This is a genomic window from Fictibacillus sp. 23RED33 (assembly GCF_015903925.1).
GTDB lineage: Bacteria > Bacillota > Bacilli > Bacillales > Fictibacillaceae > Fictibacillus > Fictibacillus phosphorivorans.
Genome location: NZ_JACZDX010000001.1, coordinates 464,330 through 480,379, shown reverse-complemented (window position 1 = coordinate 480,379; position 16,050 = coordinate 464,330). Strand labels below are relative to the sequence as shown.

The window sequence follows — 16,050 nt, the reverse complement described above, 5'->3', positions numbered from 1 at the left end:
TTTATTTCACTTTTTCAGCTTTCTTCACGAGCGGGATGTAAATGTCGATCTGTTTGTTCTCATCTCCATAGCAGCGTTCATCGTAAAGCTCGAATTCTAACTTTCCATTATGCTCATATCCTGAATCAGGAAACCATTTGGAGAAGATTTCAACCCATGTTTGCTGGATCGATTGTACGAAGTTCTCCTCTGAAGCTTTTGGCGTTGTAAAAACAGCATACTCCAACTCTGGAAAACTTCTATAGGACATTCCTTCTGGAGCAGGTGTACCCTTATCCACTTCCATTCCAATCATATAAACAAACTCACCGGTTGTTGTATTGTATTCTGTGCATAATCCCAGTTCTTGGTTTCTGTTTAGAGGATTTGGAATCTTTTCTCCTAATTTCTTTTGAATATAGTTCTCCCAAAACTTTGGAATATCTATATTATTTTGTCCATCTGTGTTTCGTGTGTTTAAGTCATACCCGATGATGTGGAAAGCTGGTTTTTTAATGATTTTCATTTCCATGTTCATTCCTCCTGTATAACGATTTATATTCAGGTAAGTCCTTTGATGAAGTGAGACTGGATGAAGGGATGCATTACGGTACTCTCGCGGCGATCGGCCATACTGTTTTTTAAATGCTCTATTAAACGATTCATGATAGTGAAACCCTAGATCAAAAGCGATATCGATCACTTTATCGTCTGATTGCAACAATCGCTTTGCCGCGTGTGAGAGTCTTCTTTTCCGCACATAATCCATAACAGATTCGCCGACTAGAAACTGAAACACTCTATGATAATGAAAAGGCGAGAAGCAAGCGAGCTCTGCAAGCTCCTCTAATGTGATGCGGTTCTGCAAATTCTCTTCAATATAGTCAAGTGTCCGCTGAATACAAACTTCATAATCCATCTCCATCACCTACCCTACTTCCATCATATACACGAACGTTCATTCGTTCTTAACCTTTTTTGCTAAGTTATCGATTTACTTATTCTATATCGACAGGAGCAGTCCTCCTATGAGGGTTAATTTCATGAGATTGAGCTTTCAATCCATAGGTTTCGGCTCTCAATCCACGAGTTTTAGCTCCCAATCCTCGAGTTTCAGCTCTCAATCCACGAATTTTAGCTCCCAATCCACGAGTTTCGGCTCCCAATCCACAAGTTTCGGCTCCCAATCCACGAGTCGGTAATCGTCAACATTCGATATTTTCCTCAAGTGTCTTCATCAAAAAAGCTAGAACCACCAAACATGGTTCTAGCTATATCAATAATTATTGAATGCCTACTGCATTAAATGCCTGGTTTACCGAAGTAACAGCTTGTGAAGATGCACCATATAGATCTGTTGCAGACTGTACTGCTGCTGCTCTCGCTTGACTGAAATTTGATGATGACGTTAAGTATACCGTGTTCATACGGTAGAAGATCGCACCTAGTTTGTCTCGTCCGATACCAGTAACTGACACGCCATAATGACTGCCACCCTCACTTAATAGATATGCTGCTTTATTGATGATACCACTGTTGATATGAACGCCGCCGTTGTCACCTGTTCCGGTATAACGAACAGAATAGTGGTCTGGATCTTGGTATTTCGCAGGGTCTGACATCGAGCGAAGTGCATCACCCGCTACGGCAGGCGTGTACACATCTTCACCAATCTCAAAATCAGGATTTTTACCATTATAATACTCTACTAGTGTTCCAAAGATATCAGACATCGCTTCGTTCAATGCACCTGACTCGTTTTGGTAGACAAGATCAGAGCTCGTATCTGTTACTGCATGCGTCAATTCATGAGCAACTACATCAATGCCGCCTGAGAAAGCGATAAAGTTCGTTCCATCACCGTCGCCATATACCATTTGTGAACCGTTCCAGAAAGCATTATTGTAATTTTTATTAAAATGAACAGACGACTTAATTTGTGCTCCTCTATTATCATAAGAGTTACGTCCGTGTGTATTTTTATAATAATCGTAGGTTAATCCGGCAAAGTAGTGAGCGTCAACAACTGCTTGATCGTATGAGCTGTCGAACACATTATCTGTCCCACTGTATAACGTTCCCGGCAAGAAGAATTCAGGCAGGAACGTACGGTTTTTCATATCATAAGTGAAGATCCCGTTTCCACGCGTATTGTCTTGCATATAATACTTTCCGCTAGATAATGTGAGTTTAAGTGTTTTTGAATCACCTAGTACACCTTTTCCTGTTCCGGTCGTGTTCGTTCCTGTTACTTCGTGCATGTCGTTATAACGATTTAGGATCTCACCTGACTGTGCATCAATAAAATAGTTCCAGTTTCCAGGTTCAGGTGTTAAGTAGTTTAAGTTTACAAGATAAGCAAAGTGCGCTTTGCCGTCTTTAATTAGAACGATCTTATCCGCTTTTGGCTTCTTCTCATATTCCGGTTTTAGACCAAGTGCAGCAGTAGCAATTCTCACCGCTTTTTTACCACTGATCTGCTTTGCGTTATTTAACTTTGATTGCTTGTCCATTTCTGGAGCAACTTCACCCGATATTACAGTTAGTTCACCGTTTTTATTAATGTGTGCCACTTGGGTATAACCCCAGATTGGAACACCGTTGTATTCTTGCTGAAGTCTTAGTACCGTATTTCCGTTTGCTTCTTTTGTACTCTCTAAAATAGAGAAGGAATCTTCTGCTGTTGTATTTCCTAGTTTGAAGATCGATTTATGACTGTTCACATAATTGAATAGTACCTTTTGTGCAGAAGATTTCGATTTAGAAGATAACTTACCTGCTAAAAAAGCTGGTGTCCCAGAATCACTGCTTACTTTCACCTTTACCTCTTCTGTCGCAGCCATAGCTGAGGGTCCGAACGCACCTGCGATTAATGTTGCCGCAATCCCCATTGCAACCCACTTCTTCTTTGTCATTGTCACGCCTCCAATTTCCTTTTATTTACTTTGTTTGCAACATCATATCACCTCTCGAACTCTATTTATATGAATTTTCAGAAAGTTAATTAGTTGTTACTAGAGTAAAAAATAGGAAATAAAATCACAGTGTCTGAAGGCATATTTTCTCTATAGTTCTTTTTTACCTAAAATTTGTTAATAAAAAATACTAACTCAAATCAAAGAGAGCTCGCACGTTGATTCAAGTGCGAGCTCTCCACATCAATAAAAAGATTAGGCGATTGTACAGGATTTAATATCCTCATGCTCCAGTAGATCCTGTGGTTTTTTCAACTTGGGATAACCTGTAATTCTGTCACTGATCATAGGTGGTAAAAACCAGATTGCTTGAAGTGCTGTCATTCCTGCTTCAGTTGCACCCCGTAATTCGTCAGATCCACCATCACCAATAAAAACAGATTCTTGTGGAGTTACACCAAGTTTCTCACAAGCCATTTGATAGATTTCTTTTTGCGGTTTTGCAACTCGTGCTTCATAGGAGAAAACCACTTCATCGAAGTAGTCAGCTAACTCACACATTTCCCATGCGTGAACCTCCTCAGCCGCCGCATTAGAGATCAAACCAAGCTTTAGCCCTTTAGTCCTTAAAGTACGAAGGAGTCCTAACACGTGAGGGTCCATCTCTTGAAAAGGAATAGTCTTAACTATCAATCTTTCTTCATGAACATGATCGATAGCTTCTAGATTGGGTTTTATCCCTTGCGAACGAAGTATATCGCTTAAAACACTCTGGTGATCCGGAAACGTTCCATTCATTCTTCGCTCTCTTCTAAGGTCCCACTCTATTTTAAATATATTTTTATCTAACCCTAATGATTCGGTAGAATATGCTGCTTTCTTCTTTCCTTCTTCCCACTCCGTGATCAGCGTTTCATACAAATCGAAAAAAACAGCTTTTATCACCATTTCCCCTCCCTTTAAAATACTTTTGCATACACACTTGTATCTCGAAGTTTCGTAGTTGATCCAATCTCCAATGCGTCATTACGCAAAATACCTTCCAATGTAAAACCAAGTCGCTCAGGAATAGCCGCACTTTTATCATTTTGAGTATCACAGCGAATCTCAATTCGACGTGCTTTAAGCTCATTAGCAGCAAACTCGGTAATTCCTTGAACAGCTTCTGTCATATATCCTTTTCCCGCATAACGAGTATCAATCCAATATCCGATCTCGAACTTTGGGATATCCCAATTGATACGGTGTAATCCTGATGAAGCAACCAGGTTTCCGTTTTCTTTTAAAAACACGAGCAACCGCAGATCTTCTCTGCTTAAAAACTTCAGATGCGCCTCTCGAATATTTACTTCTACGTCTTCCTCTGTTTGTTCGAAATGGGCGAACGGAAGCCATGGTTTTAATTCGTCCAGTGAAGCATTTATTGCTTCAAACATCGCTTTACCGTCTCCAGGTTTTGGCATACGGATAAGTAGTCGATCGGTTGTAAATTCAGTTGGGAAATTCATTAGAATAGGCTTCATGTTGCACCTCCAAGAATGTTTTAAGTAAGATGAGTTAGTTTGTCAGGGTTTACTACCCAATAAATAGTCTGAATCAGGTCATTCTTAATCTGTAAAGATAGAACTCCCAATACTTGATGCTCTGCATATAGTATAATTCCTGGTTCGCCGTTAACAATCGTATATTTAAATGAAAAGTCTTCCTTTGCTTTTGCCATGATTCCCATGTAAAAGCGAGAGATTCGCTCTGCTCCCAAGATTGGAACAAGAGCAGCTTTTGTTTTCCCACCGCCATCTGATAGGAGTTTCGCATCCACAGCAAGCAAGCTTAATAGTTTGCCGACATTTCCTGAAACTACAGCTGATACAAACTGTTCAGTTAGTGCCGACGCTTTTGGAGATGACGACTGTCCAATTGCATGACTGCCTATTGCCTTTTTTGCCCGGTGAAAGATTTGTCTGCAGTTCGAACTACTCTTCCCAATCACTTCTGCAATCAACTGATATTCATACTCTAGGACTTCCCGAAGCAAAAATACAGCACGTTCTGTTTCTGATAGCTGCTCTAACAACAGTAAATATGCTGTAGAAAGAGATTCTTTCATCACATAACGTGATGCTGGATCTTCGTTGTCTGTTATTAATGGTTCTGGAAGCCAAGGTCCTACATATGTTTCTTTTTGTTTACGCGCAGATTTAAGCAAGTCAATACAGCGATTCGTTACGATTTTACAAAGGAAAGCTTTTGGGTTCTTGACATGATCAACGGGTTGTTCACTCCAAGTAATGTACGCATCTTGCACGATATCTTCCGCATCTTGCACACTTCCTAGCATTCGAAACGCCAATGAAAACAAGAGTGATTTATATGTTATAAATAACTGCTCTGTATGAACATCGTTCATCCATTAAGCCTCCCTTCGCAAACGGATTAATCCTTCATTTTGTATAATGGCTTTTGCTGCTCTTTTAGCACTGGCAAATGCTGCGTCCACCAACATTTCTCCATGTCCTACTCCGTCTCCAGCAATGTATAGTCCTGGTATTTCAGGTACACAGGGTCCAAAATATTGTTTGTCTTGAACGTTAATCATGTCTTGTACTACAATCATTTTTGGCAGAAACTGCTGAGATACAAGTTCTTTTCTCCATCCTGGCTGCATGAGATCTAAAATACTCTCAAGCTCTTGTTTATGAACTTTTCCACTCTCTTCTTTTTTCGTTCCTAAATATTTGATCATTTGAATAACAATCTCACCATCCTGACTTAATGAACACGCTCTAGAGTGGTTAGAGAACAGAATATGCTGATCGATTCCTATCGCAAAATGATGACGCGATCTTGGTAGTTTTTTTAAAGCTACGTCTAGGCAAGCAGCATATACGGGACGTGCTTGTTGACTCCACTTTTGCAGCAATGTTCCTTCTGAATGCTTCATTAGTTTCATCGATTGCTCAGGTCCTGTTGTGAGAATTACATTTGAAACTTCGATTGTTTCTCCATCTGCACAAAAAAGTTGATGCCTGGTTCCATATTCGATAGATAAGACCATTTTGTTTGTAAGAATCATTACACCAGCAGACAAAGCCTTTGAGCGCAAATTTTCTACGATAGATTGCCAACCGTTGTTAACATATAGAACACCTTTCAGCCCTAATTTGACTTGTTGAATGACAGCACTTGCTAATTGTTGATCGTAATCTATACCATACGTTGATGTTCTGCATAATGCGTAAACAACGTTACGTACCATAGGATTCTTTATTTCCTTTTCAGCCCATTCTCGCAAACTCATATGTGGAATTGATGTGGCATCAATTCTTTGTAGCTTCAACATAACTCTGACAAGTTCCGTCTTGCTCGACCATGTTAAAAGTTTTGATTTCACCATTGCTCCTAATGATCCTGGCAATTTAAATAGTTCTCCATTCCAGATCGCGTATCCTGTTGTATCAGGAACTGATCCATATATTTCCACCTCTAACTCATTCAAAATCTTCTCGGCCGCTCCCCCTCTGTATAATGCATGCCCACCTAAGTTGAAAAGTGCTCCGTTTTTTGAGGTGGTTTGTGCACGTCCGCCAATTTTGCTAGCTTTTTCTAGTACCAAGACAGACTTTCCTGCTTGTGCTAAATATACGGCAGAAGTTAAACCGGCTATTCCGCCACCAACAATCGCCACATCAAATGTATTCATGTGTAATCACCACTTTCTGATTTTACAAACATGACGATTCTGGCTTTTGCTTTGTGACAGAAAATTGTATTTTGTTTACATAAAATATCAAGGGGTAATGATTTTATAAGGTAACATGTTCATTCGAGTTGCCAAATCTGCAAGAAAGGAGATCAACGTGATGTTATATACCAAGATTCTGGTTGCTTTTGATGGCTCTGAAGGAAGTTACACCGCTCTTCACAATGGTAATGAGATTGCACGGCATACAGGAGCTGAGTTAACGTTACTTTATGTGACCAATGAAATGGTTCTGCCTTTGTATGGTGGCGTACATCCAGGCGGAGTAGCGAGTTCAACTGTAGAAGTAAGAAAAGCAGAAATTTTGGAGCAAAGTCATGGTGAAGAAATCCTAAACAGAGCGTTAGGACGTGTTAATCATCAAATAAAGACAACAACAGCCATTTTGCATGGTGACCCGACTACCACCATTTGTGGTTATGCGGATAGCCATAACATCGATCTCATCGTCATTGGTAATCGTGGCCATAGCGGATTTAAAAAACTTTTCTTAGGAAGCGTTAGTCAAAAGGTTGTTTCTAACGCGCACCAACCTGTACTTGTTTCTAAATAACAATTAATTTGTTTGAGGAGCGCCTCTTTAAAAGATGGGCTCCTCTATTTTATTGAATCATTTCAGACACCGTTTTAAACGTATATCCCTTTGCCTTTAAATCCTTGATGATACCTTTAACAGATTTCATGGATTCTGTGCGGCTGTCATACATAACGTGCAACAGAATTATCGAACCAGGCTGAATATTTCGAATCACATGTTTCACTATTTTGGTAGAATCAGATGCAACTTCTGGATATGTTTCTGGCTCTATGTCCCAAAGAATTGTCTTTCGATCGTGTTTATCTAAGTAATAAGGCAGTCCGATTAACTTTTTACCATACGGCGGGCGAAACTGAATATTTCCCTTATATCCTGCTTTGCGGATTAAATCATCCGTTCTTTCAATCTCACTTTTTATATAAGAAGGTGTTTTCAAAACCATTCGTTCATGAGAATAGGAATGATTTCCGAGCTCATGTCCTGCTGCAACTATTTCTTTTGCATCTTCCAAGTTCTCTTCTATCTCTCTGCCAGTTACAAAAAAAGTAGCTTTAACTTCCTCTTCTTTTAAAATCATTAAAATTTCATCAGTGTTATCTGTAGGGCCATCATCAAATGTAAGGGCAACTACTTTTTCAGTAGTATCTGCACTTGTTACTAAACCTCCGAAAAATTGAAAGTCCCTAGAACTGCTTAACTTTAAACCGCTGTATGCCAATCCCATTAATAGAATGATCGCAACGCTTACGTATATGACTATTTTCTTCATTTATTTCTCCTCATTTATGTATAGAGCGATTTGTTAGTCAGAATACCAATAACTCGTTAAATCTGTCGTAACCGAGCTGTAACCATTTTGACGCAGCATAGCTGTAATATTACCTCGATGATAGGCACCATGAGTCGTAATATGCATCACCATCTCAGAGATACTCGTTTCTCTTCTTCTTGCCCAAGGTGTATCTAGTATTAACATTTTGTCCAAATCGACTCCATCGTTAAGAAACTCACTATATTGATTGGTTAATTCCTTGTACATCGTAATGATTTCCTCAATACTCTTTGTATCCGACTCTACTTTTTCGATTTCGAGCGCTTCTGTCATACTCGTGCCTGAGACGATATGAAACCAAAGCTGGTCAACGATGTACATGTGTGAAACCACCTTAGAGATGGATGTAAAAACACTTTGCATTTCCTGGTGATATACCTCATCTCCAAGTTCTAATAAACGATTTAAAATCTCCTTGTTCGCCCATACGTGATATTCGTACATCTTTATTGCGTGATGAGTCATATTGTCCTCTCCCTTTAATTCATTCTTCAGCCTTTTGCCTATTTTCGACAACACGATATGATTCCCTCTATTTGTGAAGTTTCAAGAGGAGTTGGAATTGTTTTGAAGAATTTAATACAGAAGATACAATTACTCTTGTTATAAGGAGAACGTTATGAATTATTTTGAACACGAGATATAAAACTGCTACTTATCAAGAGGACCTCCAACAGAACCTTAAAGACTCATCATAATGAAACATAAAATTTTGGAGGTGCACGTATGAAAAGAGATGTAGATTTTGAAATGTATATTAAGGAAGTTAACAAACCATTTTCAGGATGGGATTTTTCATATATAACTGAGTCTGGTCGAATGGCAAGTGGAATGCTTTCTTGGTCTTATGGAAGTATGGTGACCCCTCTTATCGGCAAAGTTTCATCGATGCTTGACATGGGCACTGGAGGTGGAGAACTTTTGTCCAAGCTTCAACCTTTTCCCGCAGTAGTTTGTGCAACAGAAGGATATCCTCCAAACGTCCCAATAGCAAAAGAACGCCTTGAACCTCTTGGTGTAAATATATTTCAAATTGGTGACGACGATCTTCTTCCATTTGAAGATCATACGTTTGACCTTATCATTAATAAACACGAATCTTATTCTCCTCTTGAAGTAAAACGCGTATTAACTGCGGACGGGATTTTTCTTACACAACAAGTTGGTGGTTCGGACTGTGCTGAAATTAATACAATGCTCGGCTATCCAATTAATGAAGAATTTTCACATTGGAATTTGCGTTTTGCTGAACATGAATTACGTGAGAGTGGATTCGAAATACTGGAAGCAAAAGAAGAATTTCCTGTTCAGCGCTTTTATGATATTGGCGCCCTGCTTTATTACCTAGACGCGATACCTTGGCAGGTGCCAGATTTTAAAATTGAAGATTCTGTGGAGAAGCTACATCACATTCATGAGATGATTCAAAATAATGGATACTTTGAAGTGAAACAGCATCGTTTTCTACTAAAAGCGAGGAAAAAATAAGGAAATTTAAAAAGCTGGTTCGGCGATCGTTCAATTTGAACGCGCTGAGCCAGCTTTTCTTGAGAATGTTCTGGTGGATTGTTAGGAAGATAAAGATTTACTGTCCAGTTTTCTAAATTTACTGTCCACTTTTGATGTTTTACTGTCCACTTATCGCTTTTTACTGTCCACTTTCAACATTTTACTGTCCACTTGTTTTGAGACTACTTCTGAACACTCGTCACCATCCAGCCTTTTTCATCAACCCACTCGAGGTTAACGGTGTATTTTTCGTTCGGCTGTTTATTCGGACTTACTTCTGCGACTGATTTTTGAGGACTGCCACCGTTACCAATCTTCCACACCGTCATGTTTTCATCAAGTCCTGTGGCAAGACGAATCGCTTTCAATTTTTCATTCCAGTCCACGCTGCCTTCATCATAACTAGAAGTATGTGGTCCTGTTTGAGACGTACCGATCGGCTTATTTAGAACAGGTTTGTCACCGGAAGCTTGCTGTTTTTTCTTTTCTGCTTCAGCTTTTTTTGCTTTTTCTGCTTTTTTCTTTTTATCCGTTTCTTTTTCAGGATCTATGCCGATTTCTTCAGAAGGTTCTTGTTTTTTTGCTTTGTCCCCACTATTTGCTTCATTATCTTCATCTTTTTCATAAGCACTTTCGTTATCTGGCTGAAGTTTGACCACTTTATGTTTTGGTTCTTGATTTTTTTCTTCTGTAGCAGGTTCCTCTTCACCGCCCATAAGCAGCGCATCTTTTGGTAAGAATAATAATGCTAAAAGAACAGCTCCTAGTGCACTGAATAATACCACATTTCTCTTTTTTGACTTTTTGCGTTCTGATCTTCTCATCTATTTAATTCACTCCTTCGTATCAAACGTTCCCTTTCGTGATGAAACAAAACAAAAAGAACTCCATTAAACATGGAGTTCAATAATTCTACAAAACTTTTATATACTCAACATTAATTATTCGAAAGCATTTATTAAAAATTTGAGGGTGGCATGAGATTTCAGAAGTATTTACCAACGTAGAACTATGTATTAATTTTCTAGAACAACAGCCATTTCTTTACCAAACCTGTCACCTTTATCTACAAATCCTAAGCTCGCATACAATTGGTGTGCACCCTTATTCTCCGGATGGTATCCCACTACAATTCGTTTAGCATTCAACAATGTCTTCATTTCATCAATCATCAACTGTGTTGCGACCTTTCCAATTCCTTTTTGCTGATAATTTTTATCGATCATAATACGATAGATCCAATACCCATCTAATTCTTCTTCCATTGAGTTGAACATAAGAAAACCAACTGTTTTACCCTCGAAAAAGATAGCGTAAGGCTTTAAGCTTGGTTCAAATTTGGATTGTGCAATGGAAACTGCGTTAGGTTCAATATGACTCACTTGATTGTCTGCAACTTCTAAAAAGCAGCATTCGTACCAATTTTCTGCGTTTAATTCTGCGATTGTAACTTGTTTTTGTGTCATAGTTTCTCCTTTGAATGTAAATTACATCTTCTGCTTACCATATTATAACATATGAATAATGGGCAGATTGCTCTCAAATTCACAATCATTAAAAAAACAGTGCCTTCCCGTTAATAAAGACACTGCATTTCAGTAGATTATGCTACGGATTTTTCTTGTTTCTCAGCTAGTTTTTTCATATCAAAACGGACGAGTATGGACACAATGAGCGCAAGAATAAACAGTCCAGAAAAGAAAGTTAAACTGTTCGCGTAAGATCCCGTTGTATCCTTGATCCATGCCGCGAATAACGGACCTGCAAGACCTGCTGCTGCCCATGCTGTTAAGATGTAGCCATGAATCGCTCCAACTTGTTTTGTTCCGAAAAGGTCACCAATATATGCTGGAATTGATGCAAATCCTCCACCGTAACAAGTATAGATGACTGCGAGCATGACTTGAAAAAGAATCGATGATGAAGTTTGTGGCAGCATGAAGAAAAGAGCGATCTGCAAGACAAAGAATGTTGTATATGTATTAGGTCGCCCGATGTAGTCTGAAATGGATGCCCATCCGATTCGACCAAAACCGTTGAACAATCCTAGTACACCCACAAGTGCTGCAGCTTCTGCAGTAGTTAATCCAATACTTTCTTCAGCAAGAGGTTTAGCGGCAGAAAGAATAGCAATGCCACAAGTCACATTGATAAACAGCATGATCCACAGATAATAGAAGCGTCGTGTTTTTACCGCTTCGTTGGCTGTTAGTTGCGAGAGGTCTTGTTTGATTTTCACTTTACCACTTTCTACATTTTCTTTAAAACCAGCCGGAAGCCATCCTTCTTCTGGTTTTTCTAAATAAAGAGAGGACAAAGTCATAACTGCAAAATACGCAATTCCTAATATAAAGAACGTGTTAGCGATACCTGCCGATTTAATAAGTGCATCCATGATTGGTGAACTGATCGCTGCTGCAAAACCGAATCCCATAATAGCAAGTCCTGTTGCTAAGCCACGACGATCGGGAAACCATTTAATCAGTGTAGATACAGGCGCGATATAACCTACCCCGAGTCCGATTCCACCAAGCACTCCATAAAAGATGTAGAGCAGAGTTAACGAACCTATATTGACTGCAATCCCTGAGCCTGCAATTCCAACACCAAAGAAAATGGCTGCAAGCAGACCCGCTTTCTTGGGACCATGTTTTTCAACAAAATGTCCTAAAAAAGCTGCCGACAGACCTAAGAATAGGATAGCGATACTGAATGTCATCTGTACTTGAGAAGCTGTCCAACCGAATTTTTCAATCAATGGATTTGTAAAGTTGCTCCAAGCATACACGGAGCCGATAGAAATATGAATCCCTACAGCTGATAAAGCAATGAGCCAACGATTTTTAGACTTTTTCATTCTTAATTCCCCCCTAAAAAGTTAATGAAGTTAAACATTCTTGAAACTTACCCTAATGTAAGACAAATAAAAAGACAACATTCAAAAGTACTTATTTTCTCAAATAAGTCTTTGTAGAATGTTGCCTAAAAGCTCTACATACTCGTGCAGAGCGTTCATTCATCATTTAAGTAGAATAGAAAAAGTACAGATCTTGTATTTTCTCCATTACTATTTATATTATTGTAAGCGTTTTTATAATATCAGATCGTCGCATTATGCGCAACATAATTTTTTGACTTTTTAGACAATAACCGAGTAATATGTACCTCCTCGCGATTAACACACTTTAATTTACATAATTTTATTAAATAACTTGAAATATATTTGTCTTTCACTTTGGTGTAATGGTTTGGATTTTCCCATAAGTCACGAAATACTTCGCACAGAATCTGTTCAGCTACTTGCTTATCACCTGTAATTCGGAGGGCAACTTGAAATAGTAGTGCGCTATATGAATCGACCATCTGTTTTAAAGCTTTTGTATCCTTTTGGAGCAATCGGCTTAAACCCTTACTCTCAAGGTCATGTCGTATGTTCATTATAGCAACACCCTCCTGTTTAATTCCTTTGATATTTTTCATTTCCCATAAGTTAAATATGTTAAACATTTAATACACGTTCAGTCAAATAATTATATAGCTTTTGTACAACAAAAAAACAGCGCTGTATTTTTAGCACTGTTATTGTTTACTCTTATTTTTTTAAGTTTTGCTCTAATGAATATTTTATACCTGCGACGGTTCCTATTCCTAAAAGTGCATATTTTAATCCGATCAATGTAGCCTCTGGTGTAGCTCCACCAGCTTCCCAAAAAGCATAAAGAACACCTAATACAACAGCAACAATGGGGATATACTTATTCGAAAACCGATCCGTATGACGAATTGCATATAAAATCACAGCTAAACCAACGTACGGCGCAAAATCGGTCATAAAATCCATGATTTTCACCCCAATCGATAAAATTTGTATAACTTATACAAATCTTATTATATTTCGGATGAAAAAAGACCATTTTCCTTAGCTGTTTAAGGAAAACTTCAATTCAATGAAGCTCTTTGGAGTGCTTTATCACATTGATCAACCAAATTTTCTACCAAATTCCTCGCAGATCTCACTTGCGCTAGACCTGATGCTTGTCCGGCCCACATCGACATCATCTCTTTATTTCCTTGCTTTGCTGCTTCTTTTCTAATATCAGATGTTAATATGTGCTGCAATGGATATGGAGGCAGATCAACTTCTATACGACTCTCCAATTCTACCATCATCTTATTCTTAAAACCTCTCGCACTTTTTCCAGAAAAAGCTTTCGTGATTTTCGTGTCTGTTTCGCTACTAGTTAGAATGGCTTCTTTATGAATATTGTTCGCTCCGCTCTCTTTTACTGTTAAAAATGCTGTACCCAGCTGAACGGCTGAGGCACCTAAAGCTAGTGCTGCCGCCATTCCTCTGCCGTCCATGATGCCTCCCGCTGCTAGAACCGGACAGGAAACAGCATCTACCATTTGTGGAACGAGGGCCATTGTACCAATCATAGATTCATTTTCAACATTTAAGAAAGTCCCTCTATGTCCACCTGCCTCAGCACCTTGTGCAACGATAAGATCTACACCATTGGACTCAAGCTGAACCGCTTCTTTAACAGAAGTTGCTGTTGCGATAACTATGATTTCTGAAGCGTGTAATTTCTCTACTAATCTCTTAGTCGGTGCATCAAATGTAAAACTTACTATTTTCACACCTGCTTCCATCACTGTAGCGAGTTGTTTTTCAAATAGATCCTCCATGTCTGGAATGTTATTAATCTTAGGAATCCCAAGTTTTGTGCGGTAAGTATTCAAGTATTGCTGCATCGCTAGAATGGCATTCTCATCTCTTTCATAAGTCTGGGGAAGGAATAAATTAACCGCAATTGGGGATTGTGTAAGTTGATGAATCTCTCGTAACGCAACTTCAATTTGTTGAGGAGTCATGTATCCTGCACCTAGTGTACCTAATGCTCCCGCTTCACTTACTTCTGCTACTAATTCAGGTGTTGTCGGTCCACCTGCCATGCCTGCTTGTATAATAGGATAATTAATATTGAGCATGCTACAGATCATAAGTTAACTTCCTCCATTTCTTATCTTTTAAATAAGCATATCAAAAAGAAAGAGCATTAGTCTGTTTCGACCAAAGCTCCTTCCAACGTTATACCGCAATTTTTCTATTTTCGTACATCGCCTGAATGGCCTCTTCACTTTTACCTTCATCAAACTCATTTTCACTTTTGGATACAACAATCGTTGCAATTCCGTTTCCGATTAAGTTCACAATGGCACGCGCTTCACTCATGAAGCGGTCAACTCCTAATAGCAGTGCTAGTCCTTCAACAGGAATAACTTGCATAGCTGTTAGCGTTGACGCAAGAACGATGAATCCGCCACCTGTAACGGCTGCTGCACCTTTTGACGTTAGCATAAGTACAGCGATGATCGTTAGCTGCTGCGTGATACTGAGATCGATACCAAAAACTTGAGCTAAAAAGACGACTGCCATCGAGAGGTAGATGGACGTTCCATCTAAATTAAAAGAGTAGCCGGTTGGAATAACAAGACCTACAACAGACTTCGAGCATCCAAACTTCTCCATCTTGTTCATCATTCTTGGTAATACAGATTCTGAAGAGCTCGTTCCAAGTACAATTAAGAGTTCTTCTTTTATAAATTTCAAATACTTCCACAGACTAAATCCATACATCTTGCAGATCAGATTCAATACGATAAAAACGAAGAAGAACATTGTCGTGTAAACCGCAATCATTAACTTGCCGAGCGGTACGAGTGACTCTAGACCATAGTTTCCTATTGTAAACGCCATAGCACCGAACGCACCAAGTGGCGCAGCTTTCATTATATATCCGACAATCTTGAAAAAGACGTTGAGTAACTTTTCGAAGAACTCGATAATGATCTTCCCACTGTTCCCGAGTGCTGTAAGTCCTACACCAAATAGAATGGAAAAGAATAGTACTTGCAGAATATCACCTTTAGCAAATGCATCGACCATGTTGCTTGGAACGATATGTGTAACGAACTCGATCCAATCAATCTTACCGCCTTCTTCAGACGTGTATTGTGAAACATCACCCTTTTCCAGCTTATCAAAGTCTAATCCCGCTCCAGGTTTTAACACGTTAACAACGATCAACCCAATAACGAGTGCGAGAGTCGTAACGATTTCAAAGTAAATGAAAGCTTTACCTCCCACCTTACCTACCTTCTTCATGTCACCCATTTTCGCGATGCCAAGTACGATTGTTAAGAAGATAATTGGCGCGATCACCATCTTGACGGCATTAATAAATGTATCTCCTACAGGTTTCATCTGTTTCCCGAAATCTGGCCAGAAGAGTCCTACTAGTACACCTGCGGCGATAGCCGTTAAAACCTGAAACGTTAAGTTCTTAAATAACTTTTTCATTGTTCTTCTCCTTTCGAGTTTGAAAATGAACTTCTAAGAATTAAATTGTCTGGGGTCTGACCCGGGGTCAGACCCCAGACAATTTCCACACAATTTAAACAAGCCATAGAAAAAAGCGTTATCATTTGTAAAGGTAATGATAACGCTTTCAGT

Annotated in this window: 17 protein-coding genes; 2 read left to right on the top strand and 15 right to left on the bottom strand. The window is 39.0% G+C overall.

Annotation, left to right across the window (positions count from 1 at the left end; all coding sequences use genetic code 11):
- Position 1: 1 nt before the first annotated feature.
- The 6 genes from IHV09_RS02495 to IHV09_RS02470 form a co-directional block, all read right to left on the bottom strand.
- Complete coding sequence (locus IHV09_RS02495) at positions 2 to 898, bottom strand: AraC family transcriptional regulator (RefSeq protein WP_370568919.1); 897 nt, start codon at positions 896 to 898, stop codon at positions 2 to 4.
- 364 nt (positions 899 to 1,262) lie between these two features.
- The gene (locus tag IHV09_RS02490; protein WP_197263536.1) at positions 1,263 to 2,894 is read right to left on the bottom strand and encodes a M4 family metallopeptidase; all 1,632 of its coding nucleotides are present in this window, start codon (positions 2,892 to 2,894) and stop codon (positions 1,263 to 1,265) included.
- Between the two features lie 255 nt (positions 2,895 to 3,149).
- Positions 3,150 to 3,842 carry an HAD family hydrolase gene (locus IHV09_RS02485; RefSeq protein WP_197190600.1) on the bottom strand — a complete coding sequence of 231 codons (693 nt, stop codon included), beginning with the start codon at positions 3,840 to 3,842 and terminating at the stop codon, positions 3,150 to 3,152.
- Between the two features lie 11 nt (positions 3,843 to 3,853).
- Positions 3,854 to 4,417: a GNAT family N-acetyltransferase gene (locus IHV09_RS02480; protein WP_197127171.1), complete on the bottom strand. Its 564-nt coding sequence runs from the start codon at positions 4,415 to 4,417 to the stop codon at positions 3,854 to 3,856.
- Between the two features lie 20 nt (positions 4,418 to 4,437).
- Positions 4,438 to 5,301, bottom strand: coding sequence for an RNA polymerase sigma-70 factor (locus tag IHV09_RS02475; RefSeq protein WP_197127170.1), 864 nt, complete (start codon positions 5,299 to 5,301; stop codon positions 4,438 to 4,440).
- Positions 5,302 to 5,304: 3 nt separating this feature from the next.
- Positions 5,305 to 6,594: a phytoene desaturase family protein gene (locus tag IHV09_RS02470; protein WP_197263534.1), complete on the bottom strand. Its 1,290-nt coding sequence runs from the start codon at positions 6,592 to 6,594 to the stop codon at positions 5,305 to 5,307.
- 160 nt (positions 6,595 to 6,754) lie between these two features.
- On the opposite strand from IHV09_RS02470, the gene IHV09_RS02465 reads away from it, so the two are divergent.
- Positions 6,755 to 7,207: a universal stress protein gene (locus IHV09_RS02465; protein WP_197263533.1), complete on the top strand. Its 453-nt coding sequence runs from the start codon at positions 6,755 to 6,757 to the stop codon at positions 7,205 to 7,207.
- Positions 7,208 to 7,256: 49 nt separating this feature from the next.
- Here IHV09_RS02465 and IHV09_RS02460 read toward each other — a convergent pair whose 3' ends face one another.
- Positions 7,257 to 7,961, bottom strand: a complete 705-nt coding sequence (locus IHV09_RS02460; protein WP_197190603.1) for a polysaccharide deacetylase family protein — start codon at positions 7,959 to 7,961, stop codon at positions 7,257 to 7,259.
- A 33-nt stretch (positions 7,962 to 7,994) separates the two neighbouring features.
- Positions 7,995 to 8,489 carry a DinB family protein gene (locus IHV09_RS02455; RefSeq protein WP_197190604.1) on the bottom strand — a complete coding sequence of 165 codons (495 nt, stop codon included), beginning with the start codon at positions 8,487 to 8,489 and terminating at the stop codon, positions 7,995 to 7,997.
- Positions 8,490 to 8,750: 261 nt separating this feature from the next.
- Between IHV09_RS02455 and IHV09_RS02450 the strand changes: the two genes are divergently transcribed.
- Positions 8,751 to 9,512 carry a class I SAM-dependent methyltransferase gene (locus tag IHV09_RS02450; RefSeq protein ID WP_197127165.1) on the top strand — a complete coding sequence of 254 codons (762 nt, stop codon included), beginning with the start codon at positions 8,751 to 8,753 and terminating at the stop codon, positions 9,510 to 9,512.
- 203 nt (positions 9,513 to 9,715) lie between these two features.
- Here IHV09_RS02450 and IHV09_RS02445 read toward each other — a convergent pair whose 3' ends face one another.
- The 7 genes from IHV09_RS02445 to dctP form a co-directional block, all read right to left on the bottom strand.
- Positions 9,716 to 10,357: a YrrS family protein gene (locus IHV09_RS02445; RefSeq protein WP_197127164.1), complete on the bottom strand. Its 642-nt coding sequence runs from the start codon at positions 10,355 to 10,357 to the stop codon at positions 9,716 to 9,718.
- A gap of 192 nt (positions 10,358 to 10,549) precedes the next feature.
- Positions 10,550 to 10,999 (bottom strand): GNAT family N-acetyltransferase, encoded by a 450-nt coding sequence (locus IHV09_RS02440; protein ID WP_197127163.1) that lies wholly within the window; start codon positions 10,997 to 10,999, stop codon positions 10,550 to 10,552.
- A 137-nt stretch (positions 11,000 to 11,136) separates the two neighbouring features.
- Entirely contained in the window at positions 11,137 to 12,390 is a 1,254-nt protein-coding gene (locus tag IHV09_RS02435; protein ID WP_197127162.1) for an L-lactate MFS transporter, read from the bottom strand.
- 242 nt (positions 12,391 to 12,632) lie between these two features.
- On the bottom strand, positions 12,633 to 12,971 hold the full coding sequence (locus tag IHV09_RS02430; RefSeq protein ID WP_197263532.1) for an RNA polymerase sigma factor: 339 nt from the start codon (positions 12,969 to 12,971) through the stop codon (positions 12,633 to 12,635).
- A 154-nt stretch (positions 12,972 to 13,125) separates the two neighbouring features.
- Positions 13,126 to 13,374, bottom strand: coding sequence for a phage holin family protein (locus IHV09_RS02425; protein ID WP_191752959.1), 249 nt, complete (start codon positions 13,372 to 13,374; stop codon positions 13,126 to 13,128).
- Positions 13,375 to 13,472: 98 nt separating this feature from the next.
- The gene (locus IHV09_RS02420; protein ID WP_197263531.1) at positions 13,473 to 14,537 is read right to left on the bottom strand and encodes an NAD(P)H-dependent flavin oxidoreductase; all 1,065 of its coding nucleotides are present in this window, start codon (positions 14,535 to 14,537) and stop codon (positions 13,473 to 13,475) included.
- 88 nt (positions 14,538 to 14,625) lie between these two features.
- The gene (gene dctP, locus IHV09_RS02415; protein ID WP_197263530.1) at positions 14,626 to 15,897 is read right to left on the bottom strand and encodes a C4-dicarboxylate transporter DctP; all 1,272 of its coding nucleotides are present in this window, start codon (positions 15,895 to 15,897) and stop codon (positions 14,626 to 14,628) included.
- Between the last annotated feature and the right edge of the window lie 153 nt (positions 15,898 to 16,050).

Excerpts from the sequence above, each read along its gene's own strand:
- dctP (WP_197263530.1), bottom strand. The coding sequence starts at position 15,897 with ATGAAAAAGTTATTTAAGAACTTAACGTTTCAGGTTTTAACGGCTATC.
- IHV09_RS02455 (WP_197190604.1), bottom strand. The coding sequence starts at position 8,489 with ATGACTCATCACGCAATAAAGATGTACGAATATCACGTATGGGCGAAC.
- IHV09_RS02440 (WP_197127163.1), bottom strand. The coding sequence starts at position 10,999 with ATGACACAAAAACAAGTTACAATCGCAGAATTAAACGCAGAAAATTGG.
- IHV09_RS02430 (WP_197263532.1), bottom strand. The coding sequence starts at position 12,971 with ATGAACATACGACATGACCTTGAGAGTAAGGGTTTAAGCCGATTGCTC.
- IHV09_RS02495 (WP_370568919.1), bottom strand. The coding sequence starts at position 898 with ATGGATTATGAAGTTTGTATTCAGCGGACACTTGACTATATTGAAGAG.
- IHV09_RS02475 (WP_197127170.1), bottom strand. The coding sequence starts at position 5,301 with ATGAACGATGTTCATACAGAGCAGTTATTTATAACATATAAATCACTC.
- IHV09_RS02485 (WP_197190600.1), bottom strand. The coding sequence starts at position 3,842 with ATGGTGATAAAAGCTGTTTTTTTCGATTTGTATGAAACGCTGATCACG.
- IHV09_RS02480 (WP_197127171.1), bottom strand. The coding sequence starts at position 4,417 with ATGAAGCCTATTCTAATGAATTTCCCAACTGAATTTACAACCGATCGA.
- IHV09_RS02420 (WP_197263531.1), bottom strand. The coding sequence starts at position 14,537 with ATGATCTGTAGCATGCTCAATATTAATTATCCTATTATACAAGCAGGC.
- IHV09_RS02450 (WP_197127165.1), top strand. The coding sequence starts at position 8,751 with ATGAAAAGAGATGTAGATTTTGAAATGTATATTAAGGAAGTTAACAAA.
- IHV09_RS02425 (WP_191752959.1), bottom strand. The coding sequence starts at position 13,374 with ATGGATTTTATGACCGATTTTGCGCCGTACGTTGGTTTAGCTGTGATT.
- IHV09_RS02465 (WP_197263533.1), top strand. The coding sequence starts at position 6,755 with ATGTTATATACCAAGATTCTGGTTGCTTTTGATGGCTCTGAAGGAAGT.
- IHV09_RS02445 (WP_197127164.1), bottom strand. The coding sequence starts at position 10,357 with ATGAGAAGATCAGAACGCAAAAAGTCAAAAAAGAGAAATGTGGTATTA.
- IHV09_RS02470 (WP_197263534.1), bottom strand. The coding sequence starts at position 6,594 with ATGAATACATTTGATGTGGCGATTGTTGGTGGCGGAATAGCCGGTTTA.
- IHV09_RS02460 (WP_197190603.1), bottom strand. The coding sequence starts at position 7,961 with ATGAAGAAAATAGTCATATACGTAAGCGTTGCGATCATTCTATTAATG.
- IHV09_RS02490 (WP_197263536.1), bottom strand. The coding sequence starts at position 2,894 with ATGACAAAGAAGAAGTGGGTTGCAATGGGGATTGCGGCAACATTAATC.
- IHV09_RS02435 (WP_197127162.1), bottom strand. The coding sequence starts at position 12,390 with ATGAAAAAGTCTAAAAATCGTTGGCTCATTGCTTTATCAGCTGTAGGG.